The following is a 14,824-nucleotide window of genomic DNA, read 5'->3' on the forward strand; positions in this document are numbered from 1 at the left end:
GAATCTAGATCCCTACCGTGAAGCCGCCGGACCAGACCTGCATCTGCTGGATGATGCGGTCCCAGACGCCGGTGACCAGCAGCAGACCGGTCGCGATCATCATGATCCCGCCGATCCGCATCACCCACGCGTAGTGCTGCTTGACCCAGCCGAAGGCGCCGAGCGCCTTGCGGAAGGCGATGGCCGCCAGCACGAACGGCACCCCGAGACCGAGGCAGTACGCGACCGACAGTATGGCCCCGCGCCCTGCCGTCGCCTGGTCGAGGGCGAGGCTGTTCACGGAGGTGAGGGTGGGCCCCAGGCAGGGCGTCCAGCCGACCCCGAAGAGCGCTCCGAGCAGCGGTGCCCCTGCCAGTCCGGTCACCGGCCGCTTGTGGATGCGGAATTCGCGCTGGGTCAGCCACGGCATCATCCCCATGAAGAAGAAGCCGAGCACGATCATCACGGCGCCGAGCACCTTGGTGACGGTGGAGCTGTACTCCTGGAGCGTGTTGCCGAAGTAGCCGAAGAGCGCCCCGGTGGAGACGAAGACAGCGGTGAAGCCGAGGACGAAGAGGGAGGCTCCGGCCGCCATCCGCCCCCGCTTGGCATCCGCCAGGTCCGTCCCGGAGACCCCGGTGACGTAACTCAGATATCCGGGGACCAGGGGAAGCACGCACGGCGAGAAGAAGGAGACGAGACCGCCGAGCACCGCGATCGGAAGCGCAACCAGCAAGGCGCCGTTGAGGACCGTGTGGTTAATGCCGTCGGATGCTGCCGCGGCAGCGAGGGCGATCACGCGATCACTTCTCCGCGATCAGCGGGTCGATCATCTTGTGCAGGTTTTCGACATCCATGCCGCCCGCCTTTCGCGCCGCGATCTTCCCGTTCTTGTCGAGAACGATCGTGGTCGGCACGGACTGCGGGTTCAGGCTGCCCTTGGGGAAGCGGAGGAGCAGCTTTCCGGCCGGGTCGTACAGACTCGGGTACTCGACACCGAAATCCTTCTCGAAAGCCCTGGCCGGACTCTTCGACGCATCACGGGTGTTGATCCCGACGAACTCCACGCCCTTGGACTTGAGCTCCTCGGAGACCCTCTGCATATTCGGCGCCTCGGCCCGGCAGGGCGGGCACCAGGAACCCCAGACATTCAGCACGACGATCTTGCCCTTGTAGTCGGACGCGACGTCGAGCTTCGCACCGTCGAGGGTCTCGCCCGACAGGTCGGGGGCCGCTTCCCGCTTGCTCAGGGCGACCGTGGCGATCCCGCTGGTGCTCGTCACGTACCGCGAGCCCGAGGAGCTGCTCACGTTGGTGGCGGAGCTGCAAGCCGTCAGCGTCAGTGCACCAACTGCCGCCGCGGCGCCCAGGAGGGCGGCGCGGCGGGGCAGGGCATACGTAAGTGCCATGTGAAAAGTTTCGCATGGCCCAATCGGGGATCTTGGGCGCCCCCCTCGGTGCCCGGAACGCCCCTTGTCAGGCCGTCTTAAAGAATGTCTTCCAGCCGCCCTCGGGGCGCTGGCCGACATCGAGCGTACGCAGCTTGGCAAGCACCGTCGGGTCCTGCACATCGAGCCAGTCCACGAACTGCTTGAAGGAGACGAGACGCACACCGGGACGGCCGGCGATCCTCTTGAGCACATCCTCGACGGCGTCCATATAGATGCCGCCGTTCCACTGCTCGAAGTGGTTGCCGATGTACATGGGGGCGCGATTGGACTCGTACGCCCTCTTGAATCCCGCGAAATACGAGTCGGCCGCCTGCTTGCGCCAGCCGTCGTAACGCGAGGTCATGCCCTTGGTCGAATTCCCCGACTGATTGGCGAGGATGTTGTAGTCCATCGAGAGGACCTCGAAGGAATGGCCCGGGAACGGCATCCCCTGCAGCGGCAGGTCCCACAGCCCCATGCGCTTGACAGGCCAGGTCTGGCGGCCGCCGGGCGAGCTCGCGTCGTACCGCCAGCCCAGCTTCTTCGCCGTCGGCAGGAGGTTGTCCTGGCCGAGCAGGCACGGGGTGCGGCCGCCGACCAGTTCCTTGCGGTAGTCGAAGGGCAGCGGGTCCTCGTCGTGCCAGCCGGTGTTGGTGCGCCACTCGGTGACGAAGGACACCGCCTGGTCGATCTCGCTCTGCCACTGCCCGGGCGTCCAGTGCGCCACCGAGCCGGAGGAGGTGCCGCAGAAGTGGCCGTTGAAGTGCGTGCCGATCTCGTGCCCGTCGAGCCACGCCTGCCGCGTGTTGGTCAGCGTCATCTTGACGTGCTCGTCGGTGAGGTAACCGATGTCGGACGCGCCGACCGGGTTGTTCGGCGGACGGTAGAGGGACTTCTTCGACTCCGGGAGCAGATAGAGCCCGGAGAGGAAGAAGGTCATCTTCGCGTCGTGCTGCTTGGCGAGTTCGAGGAAGCGGGGGTACAGGCCGTTGCCGACCTCGCCCGCCCCGTCCCAGGAGAAGATCACGAACTGCGGCGGGGTCTCGCCCGGCTGCAGCGGTACGGGCCTGGCCGGCTGATGCGGCTGCTTGCCCGTGTCCGCAGTCGACCCGTCACCGATCGGACGGCCCGCGGGCGTCTTGGTCGTCGTCGAGCCCTTGCCCTTGCTCTTGCCGACCTGGCCGGGACCCGACGTGTCCGTCGTGTCGGACGACCCGGAGCCGGAGCTGCAGCCCGCGAGTCCCGCCGCGGCCGCAGCCCCAACTCCCAGTCCCAGCAGACCCCTTCGGCTCATGTTGCGCATTGCGCCACCCATCCCAGCTCGATTCATTGACAGCCTATTCACAGCTGACAACGAGTGAGATGCGGGGAGGAACACGAGGGTTCCGGGGAATCAGTACAAATTTTGGCGTTATGCACCAAAGGCTTTTGCTTTACCCTTCACAGGCTTCGCGCCTGCCAACAGATGGGACGGCACCAGGTCCCTCGCCGGTTCCGAGTAACCGACGGAGACGATTTTGTCGCCCTGGTATGTGAAGGATGTGAGCGATGCGAGCGTGCACTGCCGCTTGCGCGGGTCGTGCCACAGCCGCCGCCGCTCGGCGAAGCTCCGTACGATCCAGATCGGCAGCTGGTGGCTGACGCAGACCGCCTCGTGACCGCGGGCGGCGTCGCGCGCCGCACCGAGGGCGCCCATCATCCGTACGACCTGCTCGATGTACGGCTCGCCCCAGGACGGCTGGAACGGGTTGGTCAGGTACTTCCAGTTGGCGGGCTTGCGCAGGGCCCCGTCGCCGACACCGAAGGTCTTGCCCTCGAAGACGTTGGCCGCCTCGATGAGCTGGTCGTCCGTGGCCAGGTCCAGGCCGTGCGACTTGGCGACCGGCGTCGCCGTCTCCTGGGCGCGCTCCAGCGGGGAGGCGACGACATGCGTGATGTCGCGGCCCTCCAGGTGCTCGGCGACCCGGTCGGCCATCTGCCGGCCGAGCTCGGAGAGGTGGTAGCCGGGGCGGCGGCCGTAGAGCACGCCGTCCGGGTTGTGCACCTCGCCGTGGCGCATCAGGTGGACGACGGTGATGTCCTTGCTGCTGTCACTGCTCATGCGGTCGCCTCCGCGGCGGCTCGGGCGGCGGCGGGAAGTGCGGCCGCGATGCGCTCGACCGCGCGCTCGTCGTGGGCGGTCGAGACGAACCAGGACTCGAAGGCGGACGGCGGGAGGTAGACGCCCTGCGCCAGCATCGAGTGGAAGAACGGGGTGAAGCGGAAGGACTCCTGCGCCTTGGCTCCGTCGTAGTCACGGACGTCGCTGTCGGTGAAGAAGACCGAGAACATGTTGGACGCGGTCTGCAGCCGGTGCGCCACACCCTCCTTGGAGAGGGCGGAGGTGACCAGGGACTGGATCTCCTTGGAGACCGCGTCGATCTTCGCGTACGCGGCGTCGTCGAGGAGCCGCAGCTGCGCGAGACCGGCGGCCGTGGCGACCGGGTTCCCGGAGAGGGTGCCCGCCTGGTAGACGGGGCCGGCGGGGGCGAGGTGCGCCATGACGTCCTTGCGGCCGCCGAAGGCAGCGGCCGGGAAGCCGCCGCCCATGACCTTGCCGAAGGTCATCAGGTCGGGCCTGACGCCGTCGATCCCGTACCAGCCGGCCTTGGAGGTACGGAAGCCGGTCATCACCTCGTCGGAGATGTACAGGGCGCCGTTCGTCCGGCAGAGCTCGGCGAGGCCTGCGTTGAAGCCTTCGCCGGGCGGGACCACGCCCATGTTGCCGGGCGAGGCCTCGGTGATGACGCAGGCGATCTCGCCGGGGTGGGCGGCGAAGGCGGCGCGGACCGCTTCGATGTCGTTGTACGGAAGGACGATCGTGTCCCCCGCCTGCGCGCCCGTGACCCCGGGGGTGTCCGGGAGGCCGAAGGTCGCGACTCCGGAGCCGGCGGCGGCGAGCAGCGCGTCCACGTGGCCGTGGTAGCAGCCGGCGAACTTCACCACCTTCGCGCGGCCGGTGAATCCGCGGGCGAGGCGGATCGCGGACATGGTCGCCTCGGTGCCGGAGGAGACCAGGCGGACCTGCTCGACGGGCTCGATGCGCGCGACGATCTCCTCGGCGAGCGCGACCTCGCCCTCGCCGGGCGTGCCGAAGGAGGTGCCGCGGGCGACCGCGGCCTGGACGGCGGCGATCACTTCGGGGTGGGAATGGCCGAGGATCATCGGCCCCCAGGAGCACACGAGGTCGACGTACTCGCGTCCGTCGGCATCGGTCAGGTACGGACCGGTACCGGACACCATGAAACGGGGCGTACCACCCACCGCGCGGAAGGCGCGGACGGGCGAGTTCACCCCGCCGGGTGTCACGAGGGACGCACGGTCGAAGAGCGTCTGCGAAACTGGGGCGTCGTATTCGTACGGATAGCTCACACAAGCCATGGTGTCAGAGCCCCGAGCACTCTTGCGGACCGGTGTTTCACCGGACGCACGTGGGGGAGGTCACTGACACGATGATCGGGTTGCGCGGCGGGGGCCGTGAGTGGTCGGGTGGAGATATGCATCGCGGTGGCGGACTGGGCGAGGGGACCGACGACCTCGATCCCGAGCGTGCGCCCAGGGGGAAACACCGGCGGGCGCGGGAGAAGGCTGCCTCGAAGCCTTCCGCGCACACGGGAAGCAGGGCGGGCTCCATGGGGGTGACGTACAAGTACTTCGGTGCGCCCGACGGGGCCACGGCTGCCCGTGTGCCCGTCACCATGCGACCCGAGGAGCTGGGCGGTGACGAGCTCGGCATGGGCGGGATGTTCACCAAGATCAAGCCGGAGACGATGGCGGCGATGGTCCTGACCGGCATCCAGGGCATACCCCTGCACAAGGTCCCGCCGCTGGAGCTGGTGGTGCTCCACCCCGACTATGCGGTGGTCAAGCTTCCGATGACGGTCGTGGATCCGCTGCGGGGCGTCGGCGAGGAGTCGGTGGGGGCCGCGGCCTTCATCTGGTCGACGGTGCCGGACCGGGGCGGGCCCCGGGACGCGTTCAATGTGTACCAACTCCTGCACGAATGGCAGGATTTCAGCCACCGGCTGCATGATGCGGGGCATCAGGCGTACTGCCTGGTCTGGCCGTAACTCTTCCCGTACGCCCGGGCCCTGCCCAACGGGTCCGGGCTCAGGCGCTGTTCTAGCCTTGCTCCCATGTCAGGTCCCCGCCGCGACACCCGTGGCATCGTCGACGCCCACTCACTGATGCGACGCGTCCACTTCCGGCGCCGCGAGCCGGCGCCCGCGCTGCGGCCGTATCTGGAGCACTACTGGCTGATCGACTGGGACCTCCCCGAGCCGTACGTCTCCCAGCTCGTCCCGCACCCCTCGGTGAACATCGTCTTCCAGCGCTTCACCGGCGAGGCGGACTTCTCCGAGATCTCCGGCATCGGCCTCGGGCTCTTCGCGCAGAAGCTGGAGGGGGCGGGGCGGGTCTGCGGCATCCAGTTCCGCCCGGGCGGCTTCCGTCCCTTCGCGCCGGAGCACCCGGTCTCGTACTGGACGGGGCAGCGCGTCCGCCTCCCGGAGGTGGACTGCACGCCGGTCCTCGCGCCGGCCGACGAGGACGAACGGGTCGCCGCCCTGGACGCCCATCTCCTCGCGCTCGCCCCGGAACCCGACCCGCAGGCGACGCGCGCGATGGCTCTGGCGGACCGGATCCGCAGGGACCGGACGATCCGCCGGGTCGAGGAACTGGCCGCGGAGGAAGGGGTGTCGGCCCGTTCGCTGCAGCGGCTCTTCTCCACGTACGTCGGCGTCAGCCCCAAGTGGGTCATCCTGCGCTACCGCATCCATGAGGCCCTGGAGCGGGCCGAGACGGAGGCGGCGATCGACTGGGCGGGGCTGGCGGCGGAGTTGGGGTACGCGGACCAGGCGCATCTGACCAGGGACTTCACGTCCACGATCGGCGTACCGCCGACGGCGTACGCGGCGCACTGAGGTCCATTGTCAGACCCTGCGCCTATCGTCGGATCCATGGGAAGCAGAGTGCGGATCGAACGGTGGTCGGGCGGCGACCTCGACCTGCTCCGGCGCGCCAACGCGCCGGAGATGATGGATCACTTGGGCGGCCCCGAGACGGAGGAGCAGCTCGCCGTCCGGCATGCGCGGTACGTGGGGATGACGGACGCCGCGGCGGGCCGGATGTACCGGATCGTGGTGGACCGGGACGGCGAGGGTCCCGGCGAGGAGGCCGGGACGATCGGTTACTGGGAGCGCCAGTGGGAGGGCGAGACCGTGTACGAGGCGGGGTGGGCGGTGCTGCCCGCCTTCCAGGGCCAGGGCGTCGCCTCCGCCGCGGCGAGGGCGGTGGCGGAGGAGGCGGCACGCCACGGCCACAACCGCTACCTGCACGCATTCCCCAAGACGGACCACCCGGGGTCCAACGGGGTGTGCCGCAGGGCGGGGTTCGAGCTGCTGGCGGAGTGCGACTTCGAGTACCCGCCGGGCCACAGGATCCGGACGAACGACTGGCGCCTGGACCTCAGTCCAGGTGCCGGTCGAAGTGAAAGGCGGTGACGGCCATCCGCTCACGGAAGTAGAAGCGGTGCGCGTCGACCCGCTGCGTACCGGAGTCCAGGCTGACCCGATGGCAGCCGGCCTCCCGGGCGCACCCGTCGAGGTACGCGAGCAGCGCCCGCCCGACGCCGGTGGAGCGCGCGGTGGCGGCGGTGACGAGGTCGTCGACGTAGAGCTTGCGCAGGGCACTGGTGTTGACGACGATGCGCCACCCGGCAACGCCCACACCTATCCCGTCGTCGCTGTAGGCGACGGTGAACCGCAGCCCCTGCCCGTGCCCTTCGCCGTACACCTCGCCCAACAACTCCTCGGTGAGGTGCGGCCGGAGCTCACGCAGAACGGGCAGGAGGTCGGAGACGAGCCGGGGGTCACCGGGCTCCAGATCGATCAGCTTCATGCGTGCACTGTACGAGGCAAAATCAAGCCCCTCAGGGGGTCCCCCCTGCTCGAGCGAAGCCGAGAGCTTGGGGGAGATTGAGGAGCGGGGGTCTGGGGGCAGAGCCCCCAGAGACGCGGGCCCAGCTCCTCGCCCCGGACCCACCCGCACCCACTCACGGCACAAGCACGAGCCGCCCCCGCACCCCACCCTCCTGCAGCCGCACATGCGCCTTCGCCGCCTCCTCCAACCCATACGTCTCCGCGACCCGCAGCGTCAGCACACCCTCGTCGACCAGCGTCACCAGCTCCGCCAGCAACTCCCCGTCCGCAGCGACCTCCTGCGTCTCGACCCGGATCCCACGCTCGCTCGCGGGAGAAGCCCCCGGGATGACCCCCACATGCGCACCCCCGTCCCGTACCGCCGCGAGCGCCGCCTCCCCCAGCACGGCCGCGTCCAGCACCCCGTCGTAGCCACTGCCGAGCGGCCCGGTGCGCGGTACGAAGTGATCCGCACCCAGCGCCCGTACCAACTCCTCGTCCCCCGCGCCTCCCTGCGCGCTGACGACAAGCCCCGCCCGCCGAGCCAGCTGCACCGCGAACCCGCCGACCGCGCCCGCCGCCCCCGTGACCAGCAGCGACTGCCCGGCGTCGAGCTTCAGCAGCGCGAGCGCCCGGGCAGCGGCCAGCCCGTTCAGGGGCAGCGTCGCCGCGCCCACCGCATCCACCGACCGCGGTGCCGCGGCGATCGCGGAGGCGTCCAGGACCACGAACTCCGCATGCGTGCCAAAGGGCTTCAGCAGCCCGTACAACAGCCCGACGACCTCATCGCCCACACTCCACGAGCCGGCCCCCGCCCCCACCGCGTCGACCGTCCCCGCCACATCCCACCCGAGCCCGACCCGCACCCCGGCCTCCCCGCCGAACGCCCCGGCGCGCTCACCGGCGTCGACCGGATTGACCGCCGCCGCACGGACCTTGATCCGCACCTGCGCGGGACCGGGTTCCGGGATCTCCACCTCTGCGGTCTCCAGCACCTCGGGCCCGCCGAAGGACGTAAGAACGACTGCACGCATGACAACTCTCCAGTTCCACCAGCCAACTTGAGCGGCGTCTGCCGCTGGACAGAAACCTACGGAGAGGTACTCTCTTTCGGTAAGTAGGCACCTGAAAGTGCGTAACTCACCCAGGGGTAGGAGCCGCAGCATGGCACCCACGACGACCGCCACCCAGCGCCGCACCGAGGCCCGCGTGGCCTACGACGCGTTCCTCAAGGAGTGCCCGACCAACCAGCTCCTCGCCCGCATCAGCGACAAGTGGGTCTCGCTGATCGTCGCCGCTCTCGCCGAGCGCGCCGGCCCCATGCGCTACAGCGACCTGACCCGCAAGATCCCCGGCGTGAGCCAGAAGATGCTGACGCAGACGCTGCGTTCGCTGGAGCGCGACGGCCTGGTCGGCCGCACGGTCACCGCCTCCGTGCCGGTGCGCGTCGACTACGAACTCACCCCGCTCGGCTACAACCTGGCCTGCCTGATGACGGCGGTGAAGGACTGGGCGGAGACGCACATGGACGACGTCCTCGCGGCCCGCGCCCAGCATGACGCCCAGGCCGTCGCCTCTTGAACCCGACCTCATCTAATGGCTTTAATGGGCTTGTTCATTAAAGCCATTAAGGGGAGGCCCCATGCTGCTGGCCCAGATCAGCGATCTGCACCTCGACGGAGACGCCCTCGCCAACGAGCGCGCCACCCGCGCCGTGGACTATCTGCGCTCCATGACGCGGCAGCCCGACGCCGTACTGGTGACCGGCGACATCGCCGACCACGGCGCCCCCGCCGAGTACGCGGAGGCGGCCGACCTCCTTGCCCGTATCGACGCCCCGGTCTTCACCTGCCCCGGCAACCACGACGAGCGCACGGCGTACCGCAAGGTCCTGCTGGGCGAGGAGAATCCCACCGCCGCCGCGATCAACCACCTGCACCACGCGGCCGGTTACGCACTCCTGCTCCTCGACTCCAGCATCCCCGGCGAGGACCCCGGCCTCCTCGACGACGAGACCCTCGACTGGCTGACCCGCACCCTCGACGACCTCGGCGACACCCCCGCACTGCCCGTCTTCCACCACCCGCCGACCACGCTGCACCACCCGTACATCGACTCGATCGGCCTCACCAACGCCGACCGGCTGGCCGAGGTCCTCGCGGGCCGCCCCAACATCCCCGCAGTCCTCACCGGCCACGCCCACACCCCCGCCGCGGCGACCTTCGCGGGCCGCCCGCTCCTCGTGGCGCCCGGCGTGACGTCCACTATCCGCCTCCCCTGGGAGCCGGGCGATCACTTCGCCAGCCGGACCGCGCCGCCCGGAATCGCCTTCCACGTACTCGGCGAGGACGGCAGCGACACCATCACGACGCACTTCCGTACGGTCTGATCCGAAGGCCCGCTTGACGAGCGGGCCTTCTTCACGGATATTTATCTGCGTGACACAGATTCTGCATCACACTGACTTCACTTTAAGGAACTCACCATGACCACACTCGTCACCGGCAGCCGCGGCAAAGTCGGCGCCGCCCTCATCCAGCTTCTCCACGACCGCGGCGCCCCCGTCCGGGCCGCGTCCGCCGCCCCCGAGAAGCTCGAACTCCCCGCAGGAGTCGAGGCGGTGAAGCTCGACCTCAAGGACCCGGCGACCTTCCCGGCCGCCCTCACCGGCGTCACCTCGGTCTTCCTGTACGCCGAGCCCTCCCACATCGACGCCTTCCTCCAGCAGGCGGAAGCCGCCGGGGTCCAGCACCTCGTGCTGCTCTCCTCCAGCTCCGTCCTCGCTCCCGGCGCCGCCGACAACGCGATCGCCGCAAGCCACCTCGCCGTCGAGCAGGCCCTGGCCGCCTCCCCCCTCACCTCGACCGTCCTGCAGCCGGGCGCCTTCGCCGGCAACGCGCTGCAGTGGGCCTGGGCCCTGAAGTCCGGCGGCCCCATCTCCCTTCCCTACCCCGGCAGTTACGGCGATCCGATCCACGAGCGCGACATCGCCGAGGCGGCCCTCGCGGTTCTCGACGACCCGGCTCTGCGCGGCACGGCGTACCAGCTCACCGGCCCCGAATCGCTCACCTTCACCGAGCAGATCGCCGTCCTGGAGGACGCGACGGGCCGCCCCTTCCCCGTCGCCGAGGTGACCCCCGAGGCCTGGAAGGCCGCCATGGCCGACTACATGCCCGCCCACTTCGCCGACGCACTGCTCGACTACTGGGCCGCCACCGACGGCACCCCCGCACCCCTCACCCACCACGCCGAAGCCCTGACCGGCCACCCGGCGCGCACCTTCACCGAGTGGGCCAAGGAGAACGCGGAAGCCTTCCGCGCCTGAGCCCCCACCAGCAATCCCCTGGCCCGCACCACACCCCCCGTGCCACCCTGACGACGTGACCACGCGCCCGCAGATCCACCTCCAATTCGCCCCTGAGCTGCGCCTCTTCGTCCCCTCGGAGCGCCGCCAGGGGCGTACGACCGTCGACACCGACGGCTCCTCCAGCCTCGGCCACGTCATCGAGGCGCTGGGCGTTCCGCTCACCGAGGCGGGCCTCATCACGGTCGACGGCGCCCCGACCCCGCGCTCGCACGTCCCGCGCTCCGGCGAATCGGTCGACGTGTACGCGATCGAGCGCCCCCAGACCGTCCCCGGCGCCCCGCTCCGCTTCCTCCTCGACGTCCACCTCGGCACGCTGGCCCGCCGCATGCGCCTCCTCGGCGTGGACGCGGCGTACTTCAGCGAGGACATCGGCGACCCCGCCCTGGCCGCGCACTCCGCCCGCGAACAGCGCGTCCTGCTCTCCCGGGACCGCGGGCTGCTGCACCGCCGGGAGCTGTGGGCGGGCGCGTACGTCTACAGCGACCAGCCGGACGACCAACTCCGCGACATCCTGGGCCGGTTCACCCCGGCCCTCGCCCCCTGGACGCGCTGCACCGCCTGCAACGGCGAGCTGAAGGAGGCCACGAAGGCCGAGGTCAGCGACCGGCTGCACGGCGGGACGGAGCGCTCGTACGACGTCTTCGCGCAGTGCACGGCCTGCGGGCGCGCCTACTGGCGGGGCGCGCACCACGCCCGGCTGGAGGCCATCGTGGCGGAGGCGGTGCGCGACTTCGGCCCTACGCGTCCAGTTCCCCGCTCCTCAGACGCCTGATCTGCCCGACGCTCAACTCCACGGTCCGCCGCATGTGTTCGGTGATGAGGACGAGGTCGTCGTCGCCGTACGCGTCGAACATCTCGAACCAGGCGCCGTTGAGCTTCCCCCAGACCGCCCCGAACTCGGCCATCCGCGCGGGCTCCAGCACGACCAGCACCTTGCGGCGGTCGTCGGTGTCGCGCTGCCGGGTGACGTAACCGGCGCGCTCGAGACGGTCGACGAGCCGCGTGGCCGAGCCGGTGGTGAGCCCGGTGAGCTCGGCGACGCGCCCGGTGGTGACCGGGGCGTCCTCCAGACCGAGGAGATTGAGGCACTGCAGATCGGTCGGATGGAGGCCGAGGTGGTCGGCGAGGGCCTGGTTGAAGAGGGCGTACGAGGCCATGTAGCGCCGGGATTCGGCCCCCAGGGCGGCCATCAGCCGCGCACGCTTCTCCGACTTCTCCGACTTCTGCGTCATGCAGCAAGTGTACGGCGCAGATTCAGTCCAGTACGTGCCGGAGATAGGCCCGCGGATCGGCGAGATACCGCCGCCAGTGGTCGACGATCGCCAGCTCGCCCCACTCGACCCGCTCCATGCCGTGCTCCCCGACCTCCACGATGTCCGCGCCGGGCAGGGCGGTCAGCAGCGGGGAGTGCGTGGCGCAGATGACCTGGGCGCCGTTCTCCGCCAACCGGGCCATGTGCCCGATCAGTTCGAGGCAGGAGGTGAACGAGAGCGCGGCCTCGGGCTCGTCCATCACATAGAGCCCGGTCTGCTGGAACTTCCCGCGGAACGCCTCGAGGAATCCCTCGCCGTGGCTGCGCCCGTCCGGCTCGAACCCTTCCCTGCCCAGCGCGTCGAGCGCGGTCTCGGCCCGCAGGAAGAACCCCTTGCGGGCCGCGAAGCTCCGCGTCATCCGCCGCCCGCCTGCCGCCGCGTCGAACCGGATGCGCTCGCCGAGGACGGACTTCTCGCGGTGCGAGGCGTACTTCCAGTCGTGCGAGCCGCCGTACGAGTCGAGCCCGAACCCCTCCGCGAACGCCTCGACCAGCGTCGACTTCCCCGACCCGTTCTCCCCCACGAGGAAGGTCACGGGCGCCGTGAACCGCAGCCCCTCCGCCATCAGCTGGCGCACGCAGGGCACCCGCCAGGGCCACTCGGCCTCGTCGTAGGAGCTCGCGTGTGCGTACGCACGTTCGACAATCACGCCGCAATTTTCGCACCCCCGACAAGAGCCCGCCTGCTACGGCGCCTCGTCGGTCAGATACCGCTGCACCGTCGGCGCGAGCCAGGCCACGATCTCCTCGCGCCCCATCGCCACGGCAGCCGGAAACTTCAGTACGTACCGCGCCAGCGCCATCCCCAGGATCTGCGTGGCGACCAGCACGGCCCGCCGCTGCGCCTCCTCGGGGTCCGCGGAGATGCCTGCCGCGATCGGCACGATCTGCTGCTTCATGATGTCGTGCATCCGCTCGGCGGTCGCCTCATTGGTGACGCTCACGCGCAGCAGCGCGGTGAGCGCCTCGTCCTCGTCCCACCGGTCGACGAAGTGCGAGATGAGCACGGCCCCCACGTGCTTGCCGGGCAGGGCCCCCAACTCCGGCAGCCGCAGCTGGAATTCGGAGGCGGCGACGAAAAGCCCCTCCTTGTTCCCGAAGTACCGCATCACCATCGACGGATCGATCTCCGCGTCGCGCGCGATGGCCCGGATCGTCGCCCGCTCGTACCCGTCCGCGGCGAACCGCTCGCGGGCGGCGGCCAGGATCACCCCTTTGGTGACCTCGGAGGAACGTCGTGCGGGAGCCGCTGAATCCGTCATGCCAACAACTGTATGCCAACACCCGTTGACAATCCATACTCCTCCGCCCTACGGTTGCCAACAAGCGTTGACCAACAAGCGTTGGCATCAGGAGGCAGCCATGGCTACAGAGCCCAGCACCACCGAAACCACGACAACCGAAACCGACGTCCTCGTCGTAGGAGCAGGCCCCACCGGCCTCCTCCTGGCGGGCGACCTCGCCACCGCAGGACTCAAGGTCACGCTCGTGGAGCGCCGGCCGCACCGGATCAGCAATCTGACCCGCGCGTTCGCCGTGCACGCCCGCACGCTGGAGGCCCTGGACGCCCGCGGCCTCGCCGACGACCTGATCAAGACGGGCCACCCCACCCCCGAGCTGCGCGTCTTCGGCCGCCTCAGCGTCGACCTCGGCACCCTCCGCTCCCGCTTCCCCTTCCTCCTCACCACCCCGCAGTACGAGGTGGAGCGGCTCCTGGAGCGCCGGGCCGTCGAGGCCGGAGTCGACTTCCGCTACGAACGGGAGCTGACGGCCCTCACCCAGACGCCCACCACCGTCACGGCCCGACTCCGCACGCCGGACGGCACGTCCGAGACCACCACCGCCCGGTACGCGATCGGCGCCGACGGCCACCGCAGCGCGGTGCGCGAGGCGCTCGGCATCCCCTTCCCGGGCAAGGCCGTCCTCAAGTCCATCGTCCTGGCCGACCTCCGCCTCACCGAGCCGCCCAAGGAGGTCCCCCTCCTCTCCACCTCCCCCGACGGCGACTCCTTCACCTTCATCGCCCCCTTCGGCGACGGCTACTACCGAGTGATCGGCTGGGACCGCAACCATGTGGTCCCCGACACCGACCCGGTCGACTTCGCCGAGATCCGCACGCTCCTGCAGCGCACCCACGGCACCGACCTCGGTGCGCACGACGCCCGCTGGCTCTCCCGCTTCCACAGCGACGAACGGCAGGCCCCCCGCTACCGCGAAGGCCGCGTCTTCCTCGCCGGAGACGCCGCCCACGTCCACTCCCCGGCCGGCGGCCAGGGTCTCAACACGGGCCTCCAGGACGCCGCGAACCTCTCCTGGAAGCTGGCCCGCGTCCTGACCGGCCAGTCCCCCGAAGCCCTCCTCGACACCTACCAGTCGGAGCGCCACCCGGTGGGCGCCGCGGTCCTGCGCACCAGCGGCGCCCTGGTCCGCCTGGCCTCCGCCAACACCGCACCCCGCAGGGCCCTGCGCACGCTGGCCACCACCGCGCTGAAGTACCTCGCCCCGGCCCGCCGCAGGATGGCCGCCCAGATCAGCGGCACGGGCATCGCCTACGCCAAGGACACCCGCCGAGTCCCCGACCTCGCCCTCGCGAACAACACCCGCCTCTACGAGGCCCTGCGCGCAGGCAAGTTCGTAGAGGTAACGCCCCTCACCTCCACGGAACCCCCGAAGATGCCCACCGCACTCCAGGTCCACTGGCAGCAGTCGTCCCCCCGCAAGGACACCCTCCTCGTCCGCCCCGACGGCTACACCGCGTCGCCCGCCCTCCCCCTCTGAC

Annotated in this window: 18 protein-coding genes; 8 read left to right on the plus strand and 10 right to left on the minus strand. The window is 70.1% G+C overall.

What is annotated here, in order from left to right:
• Positions 1-4: 4 nt before the first annotated feature.
• From OG707_RS16575 to hemL, 5 genes are all read right to left on the minus strand, one after another.
• Positions 5-778, minus strand: a complete 774-nt coding sequence (locus OG707_RS16575) for a cytochrome c biogenesis CcdA family protein (RefSeq protein ID WP_329118919.1) — start codon at positions 776-778, stop codon at positions 5-7.
• Positions 779-782: 4 nt separating this feature from the next.
• A complete protein-coding gene (locus OG707_RS16580; protein ID WP_329118921.1) occupies positions 783-1,388 on the minus strand; it encodes a TlpA family protein disulfide reductase in 606 nt (201 codons plus the stop codon).
• 67 nt (positions 1,389-1,455) lie between these two features.
• Entirely contained in the window at positions 1,456-2,712 is a 1,257-nt protein-coding gene (locus OG707_RS16585; protein ID WP_329118923.1) for a hypothetical protein, read from the minus strand.
• A gap of 108 nt (positions 2,713-2,820) precedes the next feature.
• Positions 2,821-3,510, minus strand: coding sequence for a histidine phosphatase family protein (locus OG707_RS16590; protein WP_329118926.1), 690 nt, complete (start codon positions 3,508-3,510; stop codon positions 2,821-2,823).
• The gene (gene hemL / locus OG707_RS16595) at positions 3,507-4,829 is read right to left on the minus strand and encodes a glutamate-1-semialdehyde 2,1-aminomutase (protein WP_329118928.1); all 1,323 of its coding nucleotides are present in this window, start codon (positions 4,827-4,829) and stop codon (positions 3,507-3,509) included. Before hemL ends, OG707_RS16590 begins: the two co-directional genes overlap by 4 nt.
• A 251-nt stretch (positions 4,830-5,080) precedes the next feature.
• On the opposite strand from hemL, the gene OG707_RS16600 reads away from it, so the two are divergent.
• The 3 genes from OG707_RS16600 (at position 5,081) to OG707_RS16610 (ending at position 6,949) form a co-directional block, all read left to right on the plus strand.
• The gene (locus OG707_RS16600; RefSeq protein ID WP_206960113.1) at positions 5,081-5,518 is read left to right on the plus strand and encodes a hypothetical protein; all 438 of its coding nucleotides are present in this window, start codon (positions 5,081-5,083) and stop codon (positions 5,516-5,518) included.
• A 66-nt stretch (positions 5,519-5,584) separates the two neighbouring features.
• Positions 5,585-6,370, plus strand: coding sequence for a helix-turn-helix domain-containing protein (locus OG707_RS16605; RefSeq protein WP_329118930.1), 786 nt, complete (start codon positions 5,585-5,587; stop codon positions 6,368-6,370).
• Between the two features lie 36 nt (positions 6,371-6,406).
• The gene (locus tag OG707_RS16610; protein WP_329118932.1) at positions 6,407-6,949 is read left to right on the plus strand and encodes a GNAT family N-acetyltransferase; all 543 of its coding nucleotides are present in this window, start codon (positions 6,407-6,409) and stop codon (positions 6,947-6,949) included.
• Here OG707_RS16610 and OG707_RS16615 read toward each other — a convergent pair.
• Both OG707_RS16615 and OG707_RS16620 read right to left on the minus strand, forming a co-directional pair.
• Positions 6,915-7,346, minus strand: a complete 432-nt coding sequence (locus tag OG707_RS16615) for a GNAT family N-acetyltransferase (RefSeq protein WP_329118934.1) — start codon at positions 7,344-7,346, stop codon at positions 6,915-6,917. The two genes, OG707_RS16610 and OG707_RS16615, sit on opposite strands and share 35 nt — an antisense overlap.
• Positions 7,347-7,500: 154 nt before the next feature.
• Positions 7,501-8,400, minus strand: coding sequence for an NADP-dependent oxidoreductase (locus OG707_RS16620; RefSeq protein WP_329118936.1), 900 nt, complete (start codon positions 8,398-8,400; stop codon positions 7,501-7,503).
• Between the two features lie 130 nt (positions 8,401-8,530).
• On the opposite strand from OG707_RS16620, the gene OG707_RS16625 reads away from it, so the two are divergent.
• The 4 genes from OG707_RS16625 to OG707_RS16640 all read left to right on the plus strand — a co-directional run bounded on the left by OG707_RS16625 (position 8,531) and on the right by OG707_RS16640 (position 11,505).
• Positions 8,531-8,947, plus strand: coding sequence for a winged helix-turn-helix transcriptional regulator (locus OG707_RS16625; protein ID WP_329118938.1), 417 nt, complete (start codon positions 8,531-8,533; stop codon positions 8,945-8,947).
• 61 nt (positions 8,948-9,008) lie between these two features.
• Positions 9,009-9,755: a phosphodiesterase gene (locus OG707_RS16630; protein WP_329118941.1), complete on the plus strand. Its 747-nt coding sequence runs from the start codon at positions 9,009-9,011 to the stop codon at positions 9,753-9,755.
• A gap of 96 nt (positions 9,756-9,851) precedes the next feature.
• Positions 9,852-10,691: an NAD(P)H-binding protein gene (locus OG707_RS16635; protein WP_329118943.1), complete on the plus strand. Its 840-nt coding sequence runs from the start codon at positions 9,852-9,854 to the stop codon at positions 10,689-10,691.
• Positions 10,692-10,746: 55 nt separating this feature from the next.
• Positions 10,747-11,505 carry a Mut7-C RNAse domain-containing protein gene (locus OG707_RS16640; protein WP_329118945.1) on the plus strand — a complete coding sequence of 253 codons (759 nt, stop codon included), beginning with the start codon at positions 10,747-10,749 and terminating at the stop codon, positions 11,503-11,505.
• On the opposite strand, the gene OG707_RS16645 is transcribed toward OG707_RS16640, so the two are convergent.
• Genes OG707_RS16645 through OG707_RS16655 form a run of 3 tightly spaced genes read right to left on the minus strand, consistent with a single transcriptional unit; the run spans position 11,471 to position 13,307 of the window.
• Complete coding sequence (locus tag OG707_RS16645) at positions 11,471-11,965, minus strand: MarR family winged helix-turn-helix transcriptional regulator (protein WP_329118947.1); 495 nt, start codon at positions 11,963-11,965, stop codon at positions 11,471-11,473. The genes OG707_RS16640 and OG707_RS16645 overlap by 35 nt on opposite strands.
• Before the next feature lie 22 nt (positions 11,966-11,987).
• Positions 11,988-12,695: an AAA family ATPase gene (locus tag OG707_RS16650; protein WP_329118949.1), complete on the minus strand. Its 708-nt coding sequence runs from the start codon at positions 12,693-12,695 to the stop codon at positions 11,988-11,990.
• 36 nt (positions 12,696-12,731) lie between these two features.
• A complete protein-coding gene (locus OG707_RS16655; protein WP_329118951.1) occupies positions 12,732-13,307 on the minus strand; it encodes a TetR/AcrR family transcriptional regulator in 576 nt (191 codons plus the stop codon).
• 100 nt (positions 13,308-13,407) lie between these two features.
• Here OG707_RS16655 and OG707_RS16660 point away from each other — a divergent pair, with 100 nt between their 5' ends.
• Positions 13,408-14,823 (plus strand): FAD-dependent monooxygenase, encoded by a 1,416-nt coding sequence (locus OG707_RS16660; protein ID WP_329118953.1) that lies wholly within the window; start codon positions 13,408-13,410, stop codon positions 14,821-14,823.
• The last annotated feature ends 1 nt before the right edge of the window (position 14,824 follow it).

This window comes from Streptomyces sp. NBC_01465 (assembly GCF_036227325.1).
Classification (GTDB): domain Bacteria; phylum Actinomycetota; class Actinomycetes; order Streptomycetales; family Streptomycetaceae; genus Streptomyces.

Coding starts and splice junctions, on each gene's coding strand:
- OG707_RS16615 (WP_329118934.1), bottom strand. CDS start 7,346: ATGAAGCTGATCGATCTGGAGCCCGGTGACCCCCGGCTCGTCTCCGAC.
- OG707_RS16580 (WP_329118921.1), bottom strand. CDS start 1,388: ATGGCACTTACGTATGCCCTGCCCCGCCGCGCCGCCCTCCTGGGCGCC.
- OG707_RS16660 (WP_329118953.1), top strand. CDS start 13,408: ATGGCTACAGAGCCCAGCACCACCGAAACCACGACAACCGAAACCGAC.
- OG707_RS16605 (WP_329118930.1), top strand. CDS start 5,585: ATGTCAGGTCCCCGCCGCGACACCCGTGGCATCGTCGACGCCCACTCA.
- OG707_RS16620 (WP_329118936.1), bottom strand. CDS start 8,400: ATGCGTGCAGTCGTTCTTACGTCCTTCGGCGGGCCCGAGGTGCTGGAG.
- OG707_RS16625 (WP_329118938.1), top strand. CDS start 8,531: ATGGCACCCACGACGACCGCCACCCAGCGCCGCACCGAGGCCCGCGTG.
- OG707_RS16610 (WP_329118932.1), top strand. CDS start 6,407: ATGGGAAGCAGAGTGCGGATCGAACGGTGGTCGGGCGGCGACCTCGAC.
- OG707_RS16635 (WP_329118943.1), top strand. CDS start 9,852: ATGACCACACTCGTCACCGGCAGCCGCGGCAAAGTCGGCGCCGCCCTC.
- OG707_RS16655 (WP_329118951.1), bottom strand. CDS start 13,307: ATGACGGATTCAGCGGCTCCCGCACGACGTTCCTCCGAGGTCACCAAA.
- OG707_RS16585 (WP_329118923.1), bottom strand. CDS start 2,712: ATGCGCAACATGAGCCGAAGGGGTCTGCTGGGACTGGGAGTTGGGGCT.
- OG707_RS16630 (WP_329118941.1), top strand. CDS start 9,009: ATGCTGCTGGCCCAGATCAGCGATCTGCACCTCGACGGAGACGCCCTC.
- hemL (WP_329118928.1), bottom strand. CDS start 4,829: ATGGCTTGTGTGAGCTATCCGTACGAATACGACGCCCCAGTTTCGCAG.
- OG707_RS16600 (WP_206960113.1), top strand. CDS start 5,081: ATGGGGGTGACGTACAAGTACTTCGGTGCGCCCGACGGGGCCACGGCT.
- OG707_RS16645 (WP_329118947.1), bottom strand. CDS start 11,965: ATGACGCAGAAGTCGGAGAAGTCGGAGAAGCGTGCGCGGCTGATGGCC.
- OG707_RS16590 (WP_329118926.1), bottom strand. CDS start 3,510: ATGAGCAGTGACAGCAGCAAGGACATCACCGTCGTCCACCTGATGCGC.